The 19,551-nt window shown below is 35.5% G+C and carries 11 protein-coding genes; 9 read left to right on the forward strand and 2 right to left on the reverse strand.

Going from position 1 to position 19,551, the window contains the following annotated elements; genetic code table 11:
• Positions 1-53 precede the first annotated feature (53 nt).
• The 9 genes from GR162_RS08150 (at position 54) to nagB (ending at position 17,310) form a co-directional block, all read left to right on the forward strand.
• Positions 54-1,199, forward strand: coding sequence for an exo-alpha-sialidase (locus tag GR162_RS08150; RefSeq protein WP_160781718.1), 1,146 nt, complete (start codon positions 54-56; stop codon positions 1,197-1,199).
• Between the two features lie 169 nt (positions 1,200-1,368).
• Positions 1,369-2,253, forward strand: a complete 885-nt coding sequence (locus GR162_RS08155) for a sugar phosphate isomerase/epimerase (protein WP_160781719.1) — start codon at positions 1,369-1,371, stop codon at positions 2,251-2,253.
• A gap of 190 nt (positions 2,254-2,443) precedes the next feature.
• Complete coding sequence (locus tag GR162_RS08160) at positions 2,444-5,173, forward strand: hypothetical protein (protein ID WP_160781720.1); 2,730 nt, start codon at positions 2,444-2,446, stop codon at positions 5,171-5,173.
• A gap of 101 nt (positions 5,174-5,274) precedes the next feature.
• On the forward strand, positions 5,275-8,805 hold the full coding sequence (locus GR162_RS08165) for a malectin domain-containing carbohydrate-binding protein (RefSeq protein WP_160781721.1): 3,531 nt from the start codon (positions 5,275-5,277) through the stop codon (positions 8,803-8,805).
• 163 nt (positions 8,806-8,968) lie between these two features.
• Entirely contained in the window at positions 8,969-11,380 is a 2,412-nt protein-coding gene (locus GR162_RS08170; protein ID WP_237421331.1) for a sugar-binding domain-containing protein, read from the forward strand.
• Between the two features lie 190 nt (positions 11,381-11,570).
• The gene (locus GR162_RS08175) at positions 11,571-12,128 is read left to right on the forward strand and encodes a YdeI family protein (protein WP_160781723.1); all 558 of its coding nucleotides are present in this window, start codon (positions 11,571-11,573) and stop codon (positions 12,126-12,128) included.
• A gap of 47 nt (positions 12,129-12,175) precedes the next feature.
• The gene (locus GR162_RS08180; protein ID WP_160781724.1) at positions 12,176-12,820 is read left to right on the forward strand and encodes a Pr6Pr family membrane protein; all 645 of its coding nucleotides are present in this window, start codon (positions 12,176-12,178) and stop codon (positions 12,818-12,820) included.
• Between the two features lie 86 nt (positions 12,821-12,906).
• On the forward strand, positions 12,907-15,000 hold the full coding sequence (locus GR162_RS08185) for an alpha-L-fucosidase (protein ID WP_160781725.1): 2,094 nt from the start codon (positions 12,907-12,909) through the stop codon (positions 14,998-15,000).
• Between the two features lie 396 nt (positions 15,001-15,396).
• Positions 15,397-17,310, forward strand: coding sequence for a glucosamine-6-phosphate deaminase (gene nagB, locus GR162_RS08190; protein WP_160781726.1), 1,914 nt, complete (start codon positions 15,397-15,399; stop codon positions 17,308-17,310).
• Positions 17,311-17,625: 315 nt separating this feature from the next.
• Here nagB and GR162_RS08195 read toward each other — a convergent pair whose 3' ends face one another.
• Together GR162_RS08195 and GR162_RS08200 are read right to left on the reverse strand one after the other, a co-directional pair.
• Positions 17,626-18,339 (reverse strand): LytTR family DNA-binding domain-containing protein, encoded by a 714-nt coding sequence (locus tag GR162_RS08195; RefSeq protein WP_008467437.1) that lies wholly within the window; start codon positions 18,337-18,339, stop codon positions 17,626-17,628.
• A 72-nt stretch (positions 18,340-18,411) separates the two neighbouring features.
• Positions 18,412-19,470 (reverse strand): sensor histidine kinase, encoded by a 1,059-nt coding sequence (locus GR162_RS08200; RefSeq protein WP_160781727.1) that lies wholly within the window; start codon positions 19,468-19,470, stop codon positions 18,412-18,414.
• Positions 19,471-19,551: the final 81 nt, after the last annotated feature.

Raw genomic sequence — 19,551 nt, forward strand, 5'->3', positions numbered from 1 at the left:
ATGTTAGGTATATATTTATACTCAAAAAAAATAATTCATAATTTAAATTGATAATGAAGGTAACAAAATTAGCATTTGTCTTGTTTGGACTTTTCCTTTTGGGAAGTTGTAAATCGGCTTTAGAGAAAAAGACTTGGAAAGAAGGAATTTTAGTGGACCAGTTTGTTTACGATAAAGCGCCTTATCCGTCTTGCCACGCGATTACAATTGTCGAAGCTGAAAATGGTGATTTAGTTGCTTCTTGGTTTGGAGGAACTCACGAAAGAAATCCTGACGTTTGCATTTATGTGGCAATCAAACCAAAAGGAAGCGATAAATGGAACGAAGGCGTAAAAGTGGCTGACGGTGTTATGAAAGAAGGGCCAAGAATGCCAACTTGGAATCCTGTTTTATATCAAATTCCAGGTGGCGATTTAATGCTTTTCTACAAAATCGGACCAAAACCATCGGAATGGTGGGGCGTAATCAGAACTTCATCTGATGGCGGAAAAACGTGGTCAGAGGCTAAAAAAATGCCAGATGGTTTCTTAGGACCCATTAAAAATAAACCTGTTTTATTAAGTAACGGAACTTTATTATGCCCGTCAAGCATCGAAGGTGACGGATGGAGACTTCGTATGGAATTTACTCCAGATTTCGGAAAAACTTGGGTGATGGGCGATACGCTTCCAAGAGGAAAACAAAAAATCAATGCGATTCAGCCCAGTATTTTGTTTCATAAGGACGGAAGCATTCAAGCAATTGGAAGAACCAGAAACAGAGCGATTTTCAGCACTTTCTCAAAAGATAACGGAAAAACTTGGTCGGATATTGAGTTAATCGGACTTCCAAATAACAACTCTGGCACGGATGCCGTAACTCTTAAAGATGGAAGACATTTATTGGTTTACAATCACGTTCTTCCTCCAGGAAAAGAGGCAAAAGGGCCGAGAACTCCTTTAAACGTTTCGGTTTCAAAAGACGGAATTCACTGGAACGCAGCTTTGGTTTTAGAAGATTCAAAAATCAGCCAATATTCTTATCCTTCCATGATTCAAAGTTCAGACGGAATGGTGCATATTGTGTACACTTGGAGAAGAGAAAAGCTGAAATATGTAAAAATCGACCCAAGTAAACTGGTTGCGCTTCCAATCAAAAACGGAATCTGGCCAGGCGAAGAAGGAAAAGTGGTAACAGCTGTAAAAGCGGAAGAAGAGTAAAATAGATATAAGCCACAGATTAAAGGATTAAAATGATTTTTTATTCTAATTAATCTCCAAAATCTGCTCAATCTGCGAGAGTAAAATTTTTTCCCGCAGATTCGGCAGATTCAGCAGATTTTTTTAATCCATCTAATCTTTTAATCTGTGGCAAAAAAAATATATAAGCATGAAATCAAGAAAACATTTATTAATTGCAATGCTTGTTGTAATGTCAACAACATTCAACAGCTGTGCAACGGCTCAGTCTTCCAACAAAAAGCAAAAATATAAAGTGGCTGTTTGCGATTGGATGATTTTGAAAAGACAAAAACTTGGAGCTTTTGGTCTGGCTGCTGAATTAAAAGCAGACGGAATCGAACTAGACATGGGAGGTTTAGGAAATCGACCGACTTTTGACAGCAAACTAGGCGATCCTGTAGAAAGACAAAAATTTTTAGATAAATCGAAAGAAACAGGAGTTGGGATCAGTTCGATTGCGATGTCGGGATTTTACGCGCAATCTTTCGCTACAAGAGAAATTACACCTATGATTACAGATTGTATTCAGGCAATGAAGAATATGAAAGTGAAGATGGCGTATCTTCCATTAGGAACTCAAACGGATTTGGTTAAAAATCCAGAACTGCGTCCAGAAGTAATTAAAAGACTGCAATGGGCAGGAAAAGAAGTGGGTAAAATAGGCGGTGTTATTGCAATTGAAACTTCTTTAAGCGCAACCGAAGAGAAAAAACTTTTAGATGAAGTAGGTTCAAAATACATTAAAAGTTCTTTCAACTTTGCTAATGCTTTAGATAATAAAAGAGATATTGCGTCAGAGTTAAAGATTTTAGGTAAGAAATATGTGGCGCAGATTCACGCTTCCAACACCGATCAGTTTTGGTTAGAAAATGATCCTGCGATCGATATGCCAAAAATCAAACAGACTTTGGGCGAAATGAAATGGAGCGGATGGCTGATAGTGGAGCGTTCTCGTGACGTAACACAAGTACACAATGTAAAAGCCAATTACGGAGCAAATGTGGCTTATTTGAAGAAGATTTTTCAGAATTAATTTTTTTTAGCCACAGATTAAAATGATTAAAATGATTTTTTAATCTGTGGAAATCTTTTATCCCGATAGCTATCGGGAGTGGCAAAAGAATCAATATAAAATCTGCCAAATCTGCTGAATCTGCGAGAGATAATTTTTTCACGCAGATCTAGCAGATTATTTTAGAATGAATACCCAAAAACAGCATACCATGAAATATTTGCAATTACTTTTTTTATGTCTTTATGTTTCTTTCGCGACAGCGCAAAACATTACTATTGTTAGTGATGCCAATTCGCCAAGAGCAAAATTTGGAGCAGAAAAATTATCAGAAACGCTTTCAGCAAAAGGTTTTACTGTCGCTTCTGCAGATAAATTGAAAAGTTCAAAAGATAAAGTAATTGTTATTGGAGAAAAAGGAACTGACTTTTGGAAAAAGAATGCAAAAAGCGCTAAAATTGATGACAGTAAATTAACTAAGAAAGAAGGTTTTTTAATTCGCACTCAAAAAAACATCATTTTCATTGAAGGAACAGATGCCAGCGGTAGTCTGTACGGAGCTTTAGAATTAGCGGATCGTATTAAAACTTCTGGCCAGCTTCCATCAGAAATCAATATCGAAGACAGTCCAGAAATGGTTTTACGCGGCGCTTGCATCGGAATGCAGAAACCGGTTTATCTTCAAGGGCGCGATGTTTACGAATATCCGTATACACCAGAAACTTTCCCTTGGTTTTATGATAAAGCACTTTGGATTAAATACTTAGATATGCTGGTGGATAACCGCATGAACTCTTTGTATTTATGGAACGGACACCCATTTGCGTCTTTAGTAAAATTGAAAGAATATCCGTTTGCAGTTGAAGTAAGCGATGAGGATTTCAAAAAGAACGAAGAAATCTATAAATTCCTAACAGTTGAGGCAAACAAACGCGGAATCTGGGTAATTCAGATGTTCTATAATATTCTTGTTTCTAAGCCTTTTGCAGAACATTATAACATTAAAACGCAGGATCGTTCTAGACCAATTACACCTTTATTGTCAGATTATACTAGAAAATCTATTGCCGCTTTTATCGAAAAATATCCCAATGTTGGCTTAATGGTTTGTTTGGGAGAAGCAATCAATACCGTTGATGATGATGTAGAATGGTTTACCAAAACTATTATTCCGGGTGTCCGTGACGGCTTGCAGGCATTAGGAAAAACAGAAGAGCCGCCAATTATTCTTCGTTCTCACGATACAGACGGGCCTTTGGTAATGGAAAAATCACTTCCGTTATACAAAAACTTATATACGGAAAGTAAATATACAGGAGAGTCTTTAACGACTTATACGCCAGGCGGGCCTTGGGGAGAAACGCACAAACAGTTGAGTGCTTTGAAATCAATTCATATTGAGAACGTTCACATTTTGGCCAACTTAGAACCTTTCAGATACGGTTCTCCAGATTTTATTCAGAAAACCGTAAAAGCAATGCACAGTGTGCACGGAGCCAATGCATTACACTTATATCCGCAAGCATCTTATTGGGATTGGCCGTATTCTGCTGATAAAACAAAATCGGGCGAACGTTTGTTAGAAATGGATCGCGACTGGATTTGGTACAAAGCTTGGGCAAGATATGCTTGGGACAGTAAAAGAGACCGAAACGAAGAAGTTCAATTTTGGGATAAAGATTTAGCGGCAAAATTTGGAACGACTCAAGAAGCAGCAAATAATATTTTAAAAGCGTACGAAGAAACAGGAGAAATCGCTCCAAAAACGTTGAGACGTTTCGGAATCACAGAAGGAAACAGACAGACTTTATTGTTAGGAATGTTCGAAAGCCAGTTGGTAAATCCGTCAAAATGGAGAGTGTATCCAGGTTTCCACGAATCTTGCGGACCTCCAGGCGAATTGCTTTTAGAATATGCCAAAAAAGAATGGAACAAAGAGCCTCATTCTGGCGAACTTCCAACGCAGATTATTGCTGAAATTACAGAACACGGAAGATTGGCTGTTGAAGCCATCGACAAAGCAGAAGCCAGCGTAACGAAAGATAAAGAAGAATTTGCACGACTTAAAAATGATATTTATGCGTATAAGGCATTTGCCGATTTCTTCTCAGAAAAAGTAAAAGCAGCTTTGTTGGTTTTAAGATATAGTTATTCTAATGACATTGCGGATTTAAACAAAGCAATGCCTCATTTAGAGAAAAGCATCGAACACTATGAGTTATTGGTAAAACTGACAAAAGACACGTATTACTATGCCAATAGTATGCAAACTGCTCAACGACGAATCCCAATTGGAGGAGACGACGGAAACAACAAAACGTGGGCTGAATTGTTGCCGCATTACGAACGTGAATTGGCTAACTTCAAAAGAAATTTAGAGAAGCTAAAAGCATCAAAAGACGGAAAAATCGAAACCAAAGAAGGAAAACCTTGGAAAACGGCAGACGTGACTTTTATTGATGAAAAACCAGGAAGTTATTTAGTGAAACCAGGAACAAAAGTATATGGAACAGATATTTCTGAATTAACGAAAATTGCTCCAGAACTTAAGAACCTAAGAGGATATTCGTTTGTAGAAAACGACCAAAACGAAAAAGGAACACATTTGAAGTTTAGAAATGCAAAAGCCGTTAAATTAGTAGTTGGATATTTCAATTCAGATCAAAAGAGATTTTTATTGCCGCCGAGTTTGGAAACTGATGCTGCAGGAAATGCTCATGGCCAAGCCGAAGTTATTCTGGCAAGTGCCATGAATTTAAAAGAGCTTCCAAGAGTAAATATTCATACGTATACTTTCCAGCCAGGTGAGAATAAATTGGATTTAGGAAAAGGAAAGGTATTGATTTTAGGTTTTATCGACGCAGATCAAACCATAACACCTCGTGATGTAGGATATATAGATGCAGGAGAAAAAGCAGCTATCGATTGGTTGTTTTATTAATCTGCGTTCCTGCAAGGTTTTCAAAACCTTGTAGGTATCTAAAATGAACGTTAAAAAGTTAAACCTACAAGGTTTTGAAAACCTTGCAGGAAATAGAAAATATGAATAGAATAGTTTTTTTTATTTTTTGTTTTTTTTCAAGTCTTTGCTTTGTTTGGAGTCAGAGCAAAGATTCAGGGAAGTTTCGTAAAGAGATTTCGCTGAATTCGTCTTGGGAAACCGTAATCTTGGATAATCTTCCGCTGAAAGAAGAAGATTTTGTAGAAAATCCAAAAACTGATTCTAATTGGCAGAAGGTTAGTGTGCCTCACAATTGGGATCAGTATTATGGTTTCAGAAGAACAAAACATGGAAATTTGCACGGTACTGCTTGGTACAAAAGATCATTAAAGCTTGATAAAAAAGACAATTCAAAACAGCATTTTCTTTATTTTGAGGGCGTTAGTTCTTATGCAACGGTTTGGGTAAATGGTAAAAAAGTAGGTGAACACAAAGGCGGAAGAACCACTTTTACTTTAGACATTTCCAAAGCGGTTTCTTTCGATAAGGAAAATATCATTTTAGTAAAAGCATCACATCCATCCTTTATTGCCGATTTGCCTTGGGTTTGCGGAGGCTGTTCGGGTGAATGGGGATTTTCAGAAGGTTCTCAGCCAATGGGAATTTTCAGACCTATTACCTTGGTTATTACAAACGATGTAAGAATTCAACCGTTTGGTGTTCATGTTTGGAATGATAAATCGGTTTCTAAACAAAAAGCAATTCTTCATACGACTACAGAAATCAAGAATTATGGTACTTCACAACGAAATTTAACTATCGAAAATATTCTTTTGGATGCTTCAGGAAAGAAAGTTGTGATCATAAAAACCGATAACAAGATCAATTCGGGAGAAACAAAAGAAATAGCACAGACACTTCCTGAGATTACAAACCCCAAATTATGGTCACCATCTAATCCATATTTGTATAAATTGGTTACTTCAGTTTACGAAAACGGAAAAATAATCGATCAATTAGCAACACCATACGGAGTCCGCTGGGTAAGCTGGCCGGTTAGTCGTGACGGAAAAGACAATCGTTTTTTCATCAATGACGAGCCTGTTTTTATCAATGGAGTCTGCGAATATGAACATTTGATTGGAAAAAGCCATTCGTTTTCAGACGAAATGATTCATTCCAGAATAGAACAAATCAAAGCAGGCGGATTTAATGCTTTTAGAGAAGCGCACCAACCCCATAATTTATTATATCAAAAAGAACTTGACGAGAACGGAATCTTATTCTGGAGTCAGTTTTCAGCACATATTTGGTACGATACGCCCGAATTCAAAGAAAATTTTAAAACTCTGTTGCGAGAATGGATTAAAGAACGCAGAAACAGTCCATCTGTCGTAATGTGGGGATTACAGAACGAAAGTACGATTCCAAAGGAATTTGCGGAAGAATGCACACAGATAATTCGTGAAATGGATCCGTTATCAGCTTCACAAAGAATCGTTACGACTTGTAACGGCGGCGAAGGAACCGATTGGAATGTAGTTCAAAACTGGTCAGGAACTTATGGCGGAGATCCGTTAAAATACCATTTAGAAATGACGACTCAGTTATTAAATGGAGAATACGGCGCTTGGCGTTCGGCAGATTTGCATACAGAAGGCGAATTCGACCAGAAAGGAATTTTAAGCGAAAACCGTTTTTCTCAGTTAATGGAAATTAAAGTGAGAGAAGCTGAATCCGTAAAAGATAAGATTGCGGGACAATTTAATTGGCTTTTTGCTTCGCACGAAAATCCGGGACGTGTACAAAACGGAGAAGGTTTTAGAGATATTGATAAAGTCGGACCAGTAAATTACAAAGGACTTTTTACGATTTGGGGCGAACCTTTGGATGCGTTTTATATGTATCGAGCAAATTACGTTTCGAACAAAACGAATCCGATGGTGTATATCGTTTCGCATACGTGGCCAAGCCGTTGGGAAAAACCGGGAATCAAAAACGGAATCGATATTTACTCGAATTGCGATGAAGTAGAGTTGTTCAACGATGTGAATAAAGTTTCACTTGGAAAACTTAAAAATCCAGGGATTGGACAGCATTTTCAGTTTAACAATGTCAATATTCAGTACAATGTTTTATACGCTGTTGGATATGTAAATGGAAAAGCGGTTGCCAAAGATTATATTGTTTTGAATACTCTTCCAAAAGCGCCAAATTTAGAATCTCTGATTGCTGATAAAAATGATATTTTAAAACCTAATAAAAGTTACAATTACCTCTACAGGGTAAACTGCGGCGGTTCTGAATTGACAGATAGTTCTGGAAATGGTTGGTCAGCAGATAGACACAAAAGCGGACAAAATACTTGGGGTTCGCTATCATGGACCGATAATTTTGAAAAATTGCCAGATTTTTTTGCCAGTCAAAGAAAAACTTTTGACCCAATAAACGGAACAAAAGATCAGGAATTATTTCAAAGTTTTAGATACGGCGTTGATAAACTGCGTTACGAATTTCCTGCGCCTGACGGAGAATATTTAGTAGAATTATACTTTACAGAGCCGTGGTACGGAACTGGTGGCGGAATGGACTGCAAAGGCTGGCGTTTGTTTGATGTAGCAATCAACAATAATGTAGTTTTAAAAGATTTTGATATTTGGGCAGAAGTTGGACATGATAAAGCTTTAAAAAAGACTTTTAAAGTAAAAAGCACTGGCGGAAAAATTAAAATTTCATTTCCCAATGTAAAAGCAGGGCAAGCGATAATTTCAGCAATTGCAATCGGTACAAAAGATTATCACGCAAGACCAGCTAGTGAATCTCCGAAAAATATTGAAAATCTGTTTTTGAGCCATTATGATAAATCAATAAATAGAGTTGCTTCGTGGTTGGATTTTAATTCGAAACAGTATTCAAATTCTGAGGTTGTTTTTACCGAATTACCTTCTGAAGTTTTTGGTGCAGATTATTTACAGTTTTCTACTGATTCTAAAGTTTCAGGTTCGTTTACAGCAAAAGAAGGATCCACAGTTTATGTTTTAGTTGATGATAAAATAAAGTCATTAAAAGGGCTTTTAGATTATAAAAAGATAGAAGAAAAAGCGAAAAACAGCAACGGAACTTCATTTGATATTTTCACTAAAAAAGTAAAGAAAGATGAGAAGGTTCTTTTTGATAATTCGGAAGCAATTTCTACAATTGTCGTAGTTCCAACTTACGATATGGGCGAAAAAGACGATTCGAGACCAGTAGTAATCATCGAAGCAGAAAAAACAAAAACAACGGGAGCAGGAATCGAAAAAGGAAATTTCAAAAAAGCTGATTTTGTTGAGTTCACAAAGAAAACCAATAATAGCATCGAGTTTGAAGTAAAACCTGGCGTTGCAGGAATCTATTTAATGCGTTTCCGTTTTATGAATCGGAATGAAGTGCCGATGAAAGTGAAATTCAAAATGGAAGATGCCTACGGAATTTTAATGCGAAATGATACTATTGAATTTTTCCCTTCACCTGAAAAATGGAAGATTTTGAATACAACATCAGGAGGTTATATCAATGCGGGAACGTATAAAATTACACTCGAAGGTGATGATTTGAAAGGGTTGATGTTAGATAACTTCGAGTTTCAGTAGATAAAAATAATAATCTCGCAAAGTCGCAGAGTCGCAAAGGAAATTAAACCATATAAGTAATATAAGATAATTTAAGTTTTGCGTTAAATGAACTTATATTACTTATATGGTTCAGAATAAAAACTTTGCGCTTTTGCGTCTTTGCGAGAGAAAAAATAAAAATATGGTTAAGAAAATTACACTTGCATTTGCAATATTGTTTTCAGTTTCAGTTTCAGTTTTTGCGCAAAAACAAGCCAGAATTGTAGAAGACTTCAACAAAAACTGGAATTTCAAATTAGGAGATTTTCCAGAAGCGGTAAATGCTAATTTCAACGCTTCAGATTGGAGAACGCTTCAATTACCGCATGATTGGAGTATCGAAAGCGCTTTTGATAAAGATGCTAAAACCAAACAAGCACAAGGATTTTTACCTGCAGGGAAAGGTTGGTATCGTAAAGTTTTTACTATTCCTGCCAATTGGAAAAACAAAACCGTTTCTATTGAATTTGATGGTGTTTTTAAAAATAGTGAAGTATTCATAAATGGTAAATCATTCGGTATTCGCCCAAATGGATATATTTCTTTCGGTTATGATTTAACGCAGCATTTAAATTTCGGAAAATCGAATGTTATTGCAGTAAAAGTTGACAATGATTCTCAGCCCAATTCAAGATGGTACACCGGTTCTGGAATTTACAGAAATGTGAGATTGGTTGCTTCAGACAAACTGCACGTAGGTAAATGGGGAACTTTTGTTACAACGACTGAAGTTACTGCAGATAAATCCAAAGTACATTTTGAAGTTACGATTGATAATGATAATGCTTCCGCGAAAGAATTTAAGTTGGTTACTTCAATTGTAAACGCAGATAATAAAGAAGTTGCAAATTTTACTTCTACAGAAAAAATAGGTGCTAAAACATCTGGAAAAAAGGTTCATGATTTAGAAGTAAAACAGCCAAAATTATGGAGTCCGGAGAGTCCGTATTTGTATAAAGTCATTACAAAAGTGTATGAGAAATTGAAGTTGGTTGATAATTATGAAACTCCGCTTGGGTTTAGATTTTTCAATTTCGATTCAGAAAAAGGCTTTTCATTAAACGGTGTTCCAACTAAAATATTAGGAGTTTGTCTGCATCACGATAATGGCGCTTTGGGAGCTGTAGAAAATATTCATGCGGTTAGAAGAAAACTGGCTTTGATGAAAGAAATGGGCGCAAACGCTATTAGAATGTCTCATAATCCACATTCTTTAGAAATGATGCAATTGTGCGATGAAATGGGATTCATAGTTCAGGACGAAGCTTTTGACGTTTGGAAAAAGAAAAAAGTGACGAACGATTACCATAAAGACTGGGATGCTTGGCATAAAAAGGATTTAGAAGATTTTATCAAAAGAGACCGCAATCATCCATCGGTTATGATGTGGAGTATTGGTAACGAAATTAGAGAGCAGTTTGATTCGACTGGAATTGCGATTACAAGAGAATTGGCTAAAATTGTAAAATCGTTAGATACCACTCGTTCTGTAACTTCGGCTTTGACAGAGAATGTTATCGAGAAAAACTTCATTTATCAATCAGGCGCTTTGGATCTTTTGGGATTCAATTACAAACACGAAGATTATAAAGATTTCCCAACTAAATTTAAAGGACAAAAAATATTAGCTTCAGAAAGTGTTTCAGCTTTAGAGACGCGCGGACACTACGATCAATCGGATGTTATCAAAGCTTGGCCGACAAAACACGGAGCTCCGTTTGATGGCAATTCAGATTGGACAGTTTCGGCTTACGATCAGGTGAAATCGTACTGGGGCGCAACGCACGAAGAAAACTGGAAAACGATTAAGAGTCAGGATTTCATGGCGGGAACTTTTATCTGGACGGGATTTGATTATATTGGAGAACCAGATCCGTATCCATATCCTGCGAGAAGTTCGTACTTTGGAATCGTTGATTTGGCAGGACTTCCGAAAGATGTGTATTATATGTACCAAAGCGAATGGTCGAACAAAACCGTTTTGCACATTTTACCACATTGGAACTGGACAAAAGATCAGGAAATCAACGTTTGGGCGTATTACAATAATGCCGATGAAGTGGAATTATTCTTAAACGGTAAATCGCTTGGCAAGAAATCAAAACAAAATGATGATTTGCACATTTCATGGAAAGTGAAATTCGAACTAGGAACTTTAAAAGCAGTTTCAAGAAAGAATGGGAAAGTGGTTTTAGAAAAGGAAATCAAAACTGCAGGACAAGCTTCTAAAATTGATTTAAAAGCTGATAAAACTGAAATTAAAAATGATACTTACGGTTTGGTTTATGTAACTGTTTCAATGTTAGATAAAGATGGAAACGTATTACCAAATGCTATGGATTTAATTAATTTTGAAGTTACTGGTGGAGGAAAATTAGTTGGTGTTGATAATGGTTATCAAGCTAATTTGGATTCGTTTAAAGCGAATTCTTGTAAATTGTTTAATGGAAAATGTATTGTTATTATTCAATCTAATGGGAAGAATCAAAATATTCAGTTGAAAGCAACAACTGCTAGTTTACAAGCTTCAACAATCAAAGTTGAAGTAAATTAATCTCGCAAAGTCGCGGAGACGCAAAGTTTTTTTTAAAACCATATAAGTTATTTAAGTGATTTTAAGTTTGGGCTTAATTAGACTTATATAACTTATATAACTTATATAACTTATATGGTTTAGTTTTTTTAATAAACTTTGCGTCTTAGCGACTTTGCGAGATTCTTTATACATTTATAAAAAAAAACAAATGACTCCAACTTTCTTCGCAGATCAACAAGAATTTAGAAAATGGCTTGAGAAAAACTATCAAAACGAAAAAGAGCTTTTGGTTGGTTTTTATAAAGTTACAAGTGGAAAACCATCTATTACTTGGCCAGAATCTGTAGATCAGGCGCTTTGTTTTGGTTGGATTGATGGTGTTCGCAAATCTATTGACAAGGATAGTTATACAATTCGTTTTACCCCGAGAAAATCCTCCAGTATTTGGAGTGCCATTAATATTCAGAAAATGGAAGATTTGACTAAAGCTGGATTAATGACCGATGCGGGCTTGAAAGCTTTTAGTTTTAGAACCGAAAATAAGTCTAAGATTTATTCGCACGAAAAAGAGCCAGTTCCGCTTTTGGAATCTTATGAGGAAGAATTTAAAAGCAACAAAATTGCATGGGAGTTTTTTGAGAAACAAGCTCCTTCATACAAGAAAGTGATGATTCATTGGATTATGAGTGCCAAACAAGAAAAAACACAACTGTCAAGGCTTGAAAAAACTATCTTGGAAAGCGAAAAACAGAAAAGGGTCATGTAAATCTTTAGAATAAAATTGCTTAACTTAGTAAGCTGACTTTGAATAATATGGAAAAAGAAAATACCACAACAATTAAAGGGGAAATTTTGCTGGGTATTATTTTTGCCCTCGAATTGTATGCCTTGCCCATGCAATTTTATTTATTATTACAAGGTGATGGATTTAATTTTTTTAGCGCGGCAGTCCGCTTTTTTAGTTTCTTCACCATCACAACAAATTCTATAGTTTTCATTTGCACTGCCATGCTGTTGTTTGGCGGAAAAAACGCAATGAATGCTTTTTTTCGAAAGTGTACAACCATTACTGCAATCACAGTGTATATTTTGATTGTTGGAATTGTGTTTAATCTGCTTTTGCGCTCCATTGTTGATTTGCAAGGGCATCATAGTATAGTTAGTGAAATCTTTCATGTTGTTGTTCCCATTTTATTTTTCTTTTATTGGCTTTTTTTCGTCAGTCCAGAAAAAATTTCTTTTAAAACGATTTGGTTTTGGCTTTTATACCCGATTATTTACATGATTTATACCGTATTTCATGGTTTTATTTCCAATTTTTATCCTTATCCTTTTATTGATGTTACAAAATTAGGATTGGAAACAGCACTTATAAATGGAGTTTTTGTTCTAATTGCTTTTGCGGTTTTGTCTGTTATTTTGATTTCGATTTCTAAAATGAGAACCAAAACGGTTTAAAACCTGCTGTTGGTCGAAATTCTGGGAGACAGATTTTAATTTATACTACATTTATGCTTTATACACTATTTTAAAGCAGATCAGCAATGAAAAAAATATTCCTCTCCTTATGTCTTTTTGGTGTAATTTCTAGTGCATTAAGTCAGGAATTTGCCAACGCGCCAAAACCTTTTGGACCAGTTCCGACGCAAAAGCAAATTGATTGGCAGGAAATGGAATTTTATGCTTTTGTACATTTCTCGTTAAATACATTTACCAATAAAGAATGGGGTTACGGAGACGAATCGCCTGAACTTTTTAATCCGTCACAATTAGATGTTCGCCAGTGGGCGCGTGTGGTAAAAGAAGCTGGAATGAAAGGAATTATTCTAGTTGCCAAACATCATGACGGCTTCTGTTTATGGCCTTCAGCTTACACAGAACGTTCTGTAAAGAATTCGCCTTGGGAAAACGGAAAAGGTGATTTGCTAAAAGAATTGGCGGCAGCCTGCAAAGAATACGATTTAAAATTTGGGTTATACCTTTCGCCTTGGGATCGAAATCATCCGCAATATGGAAAACCTGAATATATAACCTATTTCAGAAATCAGTTGAAAGAATTATTGACCAATTATGGTGATGTTTTCGAAATGTGGTTTGATGGTGCAAACGGCGGAGATGGTTATTATGGCGGTGCCAATGAAACTAGAAAAATCAATACACTTACGTATTATAATTGGGATGAAACGTACAAATTAATTTACGATATCGCACCAAAAACTTTAGTGTGGGGAGTTGGACCATCTGAAGCAAGATGGATTGGAAATGAAGAAGGGCGAGCAGGAAAAACCAATTGGTCGTTACTGCGTCAGAAAGATGAATTGGCAGGAAAAGTACATTATACAGAGTTTATGTCTGGTCACGAAGATGGCGAAAAGTGGGTTCCGGGAGAAGCTGACGTTTCAATAAGACCAGGATGGTTTTATCATTCAGTAGAGGATGATAAAGTGCGTTCGCTTGATGAAATGGTGGATATCTATTATGAATCGATTGGACGAAATGCTACTTTATTATTAAACCTTCCAGTTGATAGACGCGGTTTGGTTCATGAAAATGATGAAGCAAGATTAAAAGAATTGGTTGCCACAATTAAAGCCGATTTCAAAACAGAATTATTAGCAGGAACTCAGGTTCAAGCTTCAAACATTCGAGGAAACGATTCTAATTTTGGTCCGCAAAATGTTATCGACGGAAATAAGAATACCTATTGGGCAACAGATGATAAAGTAAAAGAGGCTACGGTTGAGTTTACGTTTGAAAAGCCAACGCCAATTAATAGAGTTTTGCTTCAAGAATATATTAAATTGGGTCAGCGCATAAAAGCATTTTCTATTGAAGTAAAAGTTGATGGACAGTGGAAAACTATTGCGAATGAAACTACTATTGGCTATAAAAGAATTTTGCGTTTAGATCGCGTTACTGCTTCTGCACTTAGGGTTAATGTTTTGGATGCAAAAGCAGGATTTGTAATTAGTACAATCGAAGCGTACAATGCGCCGACTTTTGTAAAAGAACCGCAGATTTCTAGAGATAAAAACGGTTTGGTTACGATTAAATCGGAAGAAGGAAATGCTGTTTATTATACTTTGGATGGAAAAACACCTACTGAAAAAAGCACTTTGTATAAAGCGCCATTCGTACATAATAAAGAAGTAGAAATTAAAGCTATTTCAAGAAATATTAAAGAGAAAATCAATAGTGCCATAAAGTCGGCAAAATATGGAGTTTCTAAAGAAAAATGGAAAGTAACTTCGGTTTCGAGTGGTGACAGCAAATCTGTAGAACGAATAATTGATGGAAACCCAGACACAGATTGGGGATTTGGAAATGATGAAAACAAGCTGCCGCAAACTGTTGTTATAGATATGGGAGAATTGATTAGTATTAAAGGTTTTATCTATACACCGCAACAGGTTGGTAACAATTTAAATTTGATTTCAAATTATGAATTGTACACAAGTGTAGACAGTTTTTATTGGGACAAACAATCTGAAGGAGAATTTTCGAATATTAAGCATAACCCAATTGAACAAATTATAAATTTTCGTGCAGTTAAAGCAAGATTTTTGAAATTTGTTGCTACAGCTGCTGTCGGAAAAGGGCAAACTGTTTCGATTGCCGAAATTGGAGTTGTTGAATAAATATAGATTCACAGAAACATTTCATTCCATAGGAATGTTTCGTCGGTAGAACCAGATTTGTGTTGCGATTATACGTTCCGTAGGAACGTTTGATTAATAAAACGGGGTCCATTTCTATGAAATCAGGTGTTCCTAGGGAACACAATGCTAAACAGTATTTTTTTTCTACCGACGAGATATTCCTACGGAATATTAAAACATAATTCGTTTGCAGAAGTGAATAAAATAAATCTGCGATTATCCGTGTTTTCGCAAAGCGAATCTGTTTTATCCGCATACTATTTCATTCCTATTTTGTTTTCTGCCGAACGGCAATCGTTATTAGTCGAATTTTTGGTAATAACAGATAAGAGAATTCTACTTTTATCTTGCGTTAATTAAAATAGCAATAACGGCATGATTAAAGAAGATATAGGTTTTAGAGAAGCAGGAAAATTTGAGGAGACTCGTTTTGAGAAAATTCATAACGTTATTTTCGAATCGTCTCAGGAGGCTTCTTTATTGGTTGCTCGTGAAATTGCTAATTTAATTCAGAGAAAAAGTGAGCTGAACGAACCTTGCGTTTTAGGTTTGGCTACTGGATCTTCTCCTGTCAAAGTTTACGAAGAACTGGTTAGAATGCACAAAGAGGAAGGACTTAGTTTTGCTGGTGTCGTGACCTTCAATTTGGACGAATATTATCCTATGGATAAAAATGATATTCAGAGTTATTATCATTTTATGCATGAACATCTATTTAATCATGTCAATATTCATCCAGAAAATATCAATATTCCAGACGGGCAGGTAAGCGCTGAAGATTTGCAGCAATATTGTATAGATTATGAGATGAAAATCATCTCTTACGGAGGATTAGATTTTCAGCTTTTAGGAATAGGAAGAACGGGACATATTGGGTTTAATGAACCTGGTTCTCACGTAAATTCAGGGACAAGAAGCATTACTCTAGATCATATAACAAGGGTTGATGCAGCTTCTTCATTTTTAGGAATAGATAATGTTCCTAGAAAAGCCATTACAATGGGAATTGGAACTGTAAGAAATGCAAAAAGAATTGTTTTACTAGGATGGGGAATTAGTAAAGCAGGAATTATAAAAAAAACAATCGAAGGAGAAATTTCTTCGCAAGTACCGGCTACGTATTTACAAGAGCATCACAACACAACATTTGTTTTGGATACGGAAGCTTCATCTGAATTGACAAGAGTTAAAACGCCTTGGCTAGTAAAGTCTTGTGTTTGGACAGATGAATTAAAATTAAAAGCGGTGGCTTGGTTAAGTGAGTTGACTAAAAAGCCGTTTTTGAAACTGACCGATAAAGATTATAACGACAATGGGATGTCAAGTCTTTTAACGGAAGAAGGAACTGCATACGATTTGAACATTAAGATGTTTAATAAAATGCAGCAAACCATCACAGGTTGGCCAGGCGGAAAACCAAATGCTGATGATACGTATAGACCAGAACGTTCTGTGCCGGAAAAGAAAAGAGTAATCATTTTCAGTCCGCATCCTGATGACGATGTGATTTCGATGGGAGGAACTTTTGACCGTTTGATAGAGCAGGGACATGAAGTTCATGTCGCATATCAAACCTCTGGAAATATTGCCGTTTCTAATGAAGAAGCGTTGAAGTTTGCTGAAATTTCGAAAGCATTGCATCCAGATTCTAGAATGTCTGATAAAATAATCGAATTTCTTCAGAATAGAACTGGAAATGAGATCGATTCATTAGAAGTAAGAAAATTAAAAGGATTAATTAGAAGAAGTGAATCTTTCGGAGCAACTCGCTATTTAGGTTTGCCAGATTCGAATGTACACTTTTTAGATCTTCCGTTTTACGAAACGGGAACGGTTAAAAAGAATAATCTTTCAGATGCAGATATCGATATTATGTCTGATATTATAGAAAGATTAAAACCGCATCAAATTTATGCCGCAGGAGATTTAGCAGATCCGCATGGAACTCATAAAGTGTGTTTAGACAGTTTGTTTGAAGCTTTGAAAAGATTAAAACACAAAGACTTTATGAACGATTGCTGGGTTTGGCTTTATAGAGGCGCTTGGCATGAATGGGAATCGTACCAAATTGACATGGCAGTACCAATGAGTCCTGATCAGGTTTTAAAGAAACGACATGCTATTTTTTATCACCAGTCTCAAAAAGACGGCGTTATGTTTCAAGGTGATGACAGCAGAGAGTTTTGGGTGCGAGTTGAAGACAGAAACAGATTGACTGCAGAAAAATACCACAGCTTAGGACTAGCAGATTATTCGGCTATTGAGGCGTTTAAACGTTATCATTTCTAAGTGCTTTTTGCAGCAATGAAGATAATAGACTATTTCATGGTTTATTTTGGTTAGTTACCTATAATTGAGAGAAAATGCGGTCGTGGTTGGCCGCATTTTCGTTTTTTTACCGCGAAGTTTTTTTTACCGCAAAGAGCGCAAAGAATACGCAAAGTTCGCTAAGAATATTTATTCAAGCGTATATATTTTGAGAATAAAAAAGTTCGCAAAGCTTAATCATTAAGCTTTGCGAACTTTTTTATTTTCTCTTTTAAATTAAGAAAAAAAAACTTTGCGAACTTTGCGTAAAATCTTTGTGTGCTTTGCGGTTAACCTTTAGATAGAAGAGTTTAGGATTTTTTGCTTTACTTCGTCTATGTAAGATCTTCCTATAACATATCTTAACCCTTCAATTTCGATGCTGTTTCCTTCTACAGCGTCAATTTTATCAATGGCAATGGTGTATGATCTGTGTATTCTAATGAAATCTCTTTCGGGAAGTAAACTTGTGAAATCAGATAAAGTGCTGTGTATTATAAACTTTCCTGAAGTAGTGCTTATTTTTAAGTAATCTTTTAGGCTTTCGATAACTAATATTTCGTTCAAGAAAATCTTCTTCATTTTTTTCTTGTCGATTTTCACAAAAATAAAAGGATTCTCTTTGCTGTTTTCTTGAGGAATTTTACTGGTATTGTTAAGGCGTTTGTTGATTTTATTTACCGCTTTCATCAAACGTGGAAATTCAATTGGTTTAACCAAATAGTCCAAAACATCAAGCTCGTAAGTTTCAATTGCAAATTGGTCGTAGGCACTTGTGATAATAAGCAAAGGAGGGTTTTCTAGACTTTTAATGAAATTAATACCGTCTAAAACAGGCATATTTATGTCCAGAAAAATTACATCTATAGTATTGTTTTTTAAGAAATTTAATCCTTCAATAGAATTACTGAAAGTGTTTACTAATTCTAAATCCTCAATCTGTTCAATATAATTTTTAATAACGTTTATTGCCAATGGCTCATCATCGATAATTAAACACTTTATTTTCATTTCTAAATGGTATTTTAGGCCGATATTTGGTTTTTTGTAGGTATAGTTTTCTAAACCGATAAAAGTTGGGGCTTAAGTGACTTTTATAACTAGTTTAACGACAAAAATATTCTTTTTATTTTTAAATGAAAGCTTATAGTCATTTTTATTATATCCTAATTCAAGTCTTTTTTTTACGTTTTCAATACCTATGCCACTTGCCTTGTTAAAATTATCTTTATGTACGGTAAATTCGGGCATTGGGTTTGAAATGGTGAAATATAAATAATCGCCTTTTACCTTAAACCTGATATCAATGAGAACATTACCCGTGTTTTTATTGACACCGTGTTTGAAGGCATTTTCGACGAAAGTCAAAAGTAATACGGGAGAAATTTCTTTATCGTGAATATCTCCAGAAATGGACATATCAACTTCTAAACGTTCTCCGTTTCTAATTCTTTCCAAATCCAGATAATTCTGGATGCACATAATTTCATTTTCCAAAGTCTGCTTTTTGCCTTTTGTTTCATAAAGCATATAGCGCATTAGTTCAGAAAGTTTTAAAACTATTTTAGGCGTTTTATTTGATTTTTCTACAGAAAGAGAATAAATATTATTTAAGGTATTGAAGAAAAAATGCGGCGAAATCTGTGACTTCAAAAACAATAATTCGGTTTCCAGTTGAGATTTCTCGAGATCGGTTACGCGTCTTTGCTCTTTCAAGAAATCCAAAGTGATTTTAATCGCCGTCACAAACGTCATTACGTACAATTCGCCCATCATCATATCGATAGTATAATTGAGCGTTAGCGTGTTAATGGTTTGCGGACCTTCGGGCCAAACATCGTGTGTGATCAGTAAATATGTTAGATTAAATTTTAGGACGACCATCACAAAAATTGCCGACAATACAGTTACTATATATAGGAAGTATTTTTTTTTGTAAACCAAATGAGGCATTAAAACCAAAATATTCAAATAACACAATGCCATGTGAATAGGAAATCCAAGCAAAGTGGTTTTTAAGGAATAAACATAATCGTTAAAATAACTTCCCCATCGGAATGTGTTAAACACAAAATACGTCAGCCAAAAGTAAACATGATAGCGTATAGGTAAACTATAAGGTTTGTTGGAGTTGAAAATCATAATCGTAGAAAAAAATGTCGTTTGTTACTATTTTTTGATGTTTAGGGCTGTTTAAATGTCGTCCGTCTAAAAATATTTTGG

It is taken from the genome of Flavobacterium sp. HBTb2-11-1 (assembly GCF_009826975.1).
Classification (GTDB): domain Bacteria; phylum Bacteroidota; class Bacteroidia; order Flavobacteriales; family Flavobacteriaceae; genus Flavobacterium.

Excerpts from the sequence above, each read along its gene's own strand:
- GR162_RS08170 (WP_237421331.1), top strand. The coding sequence starts at position 8,969 with ATGGTTAAGAAAATTACACTTGCATTTGCAATATTGTTTTCAGTTTCA.
- GR162_RS08160 (WP_160781720.1), top strand. The coding sequence starts at position 2,444 with ATGAAATATTTGCAATTACTTTTTTTATGTCTTTATGTTTCTTTCGCG.
- GR162_RS08180 (WP_160781724.1), top strand. The coding sequence starts at position 12,176 with ATGGAAAAAGAAAATACCACAACAATTAAAGGGGAAATTTTGCTGGGT.
- GR162_RS08195 (WP_008467437.1), bottom strand. The coding sequence starts at position 18,339 with ATGAAAATAAAGTGTTTAATTATCGATGATGAGCCATTGGCAATAAAC.
- GR162_RS08175 (WP_160781723.1), top strand. The coding sequence starts at position 11,571 with ATGACTCCAACTTTCTTCGCAGATCAACAAGAATTTAGAAAATGGCTT.
- nagB (WP_160781726.1), top strand. The coding sequence starts at position 15,397 with ATGATTAAAGAAGATATAGGTTTTAGAGAAGCAGGAAAATTTGAGGAG.
- GR162_RS08165 (WP_160781721.1), top strand. The coding sequence starts at position 5,275 with ATGAATAGAATAGTTTTTTTTATTTTTTGTTTTTTTTCAAGTCTTTGC.
- GR162_RS08150 (WP_160781718.1), top strand. The coding sequence starts at position 54 with ATGAAGGTAACAAAATTAGCATTTGTCTTGTTTGGACTTTTCCTTTTG.
- GR162_RS08155 (WP_160781719.1), top strand. The coding sequence starts at position 1,369 with ATGAAATCAAGAAAACATTTATTAATTGCAATGCTTGTTGTAATGTCA.
- GR162_RS08200 (WP_160781727.1), bottom strand. The coding sequence starts at position 19,470 with ATGATTTTCAACTCCAACAAACCTTATAGTTTACCTATACGCTATCAT.
- GR162_RS08185 (WP_160781725.1), top strand. The coding sequence starts at position 12,907 with ATGAAAAAAATATTCCTCTCCTTATGTCTTTTTGGTGTAATTTCTAGT.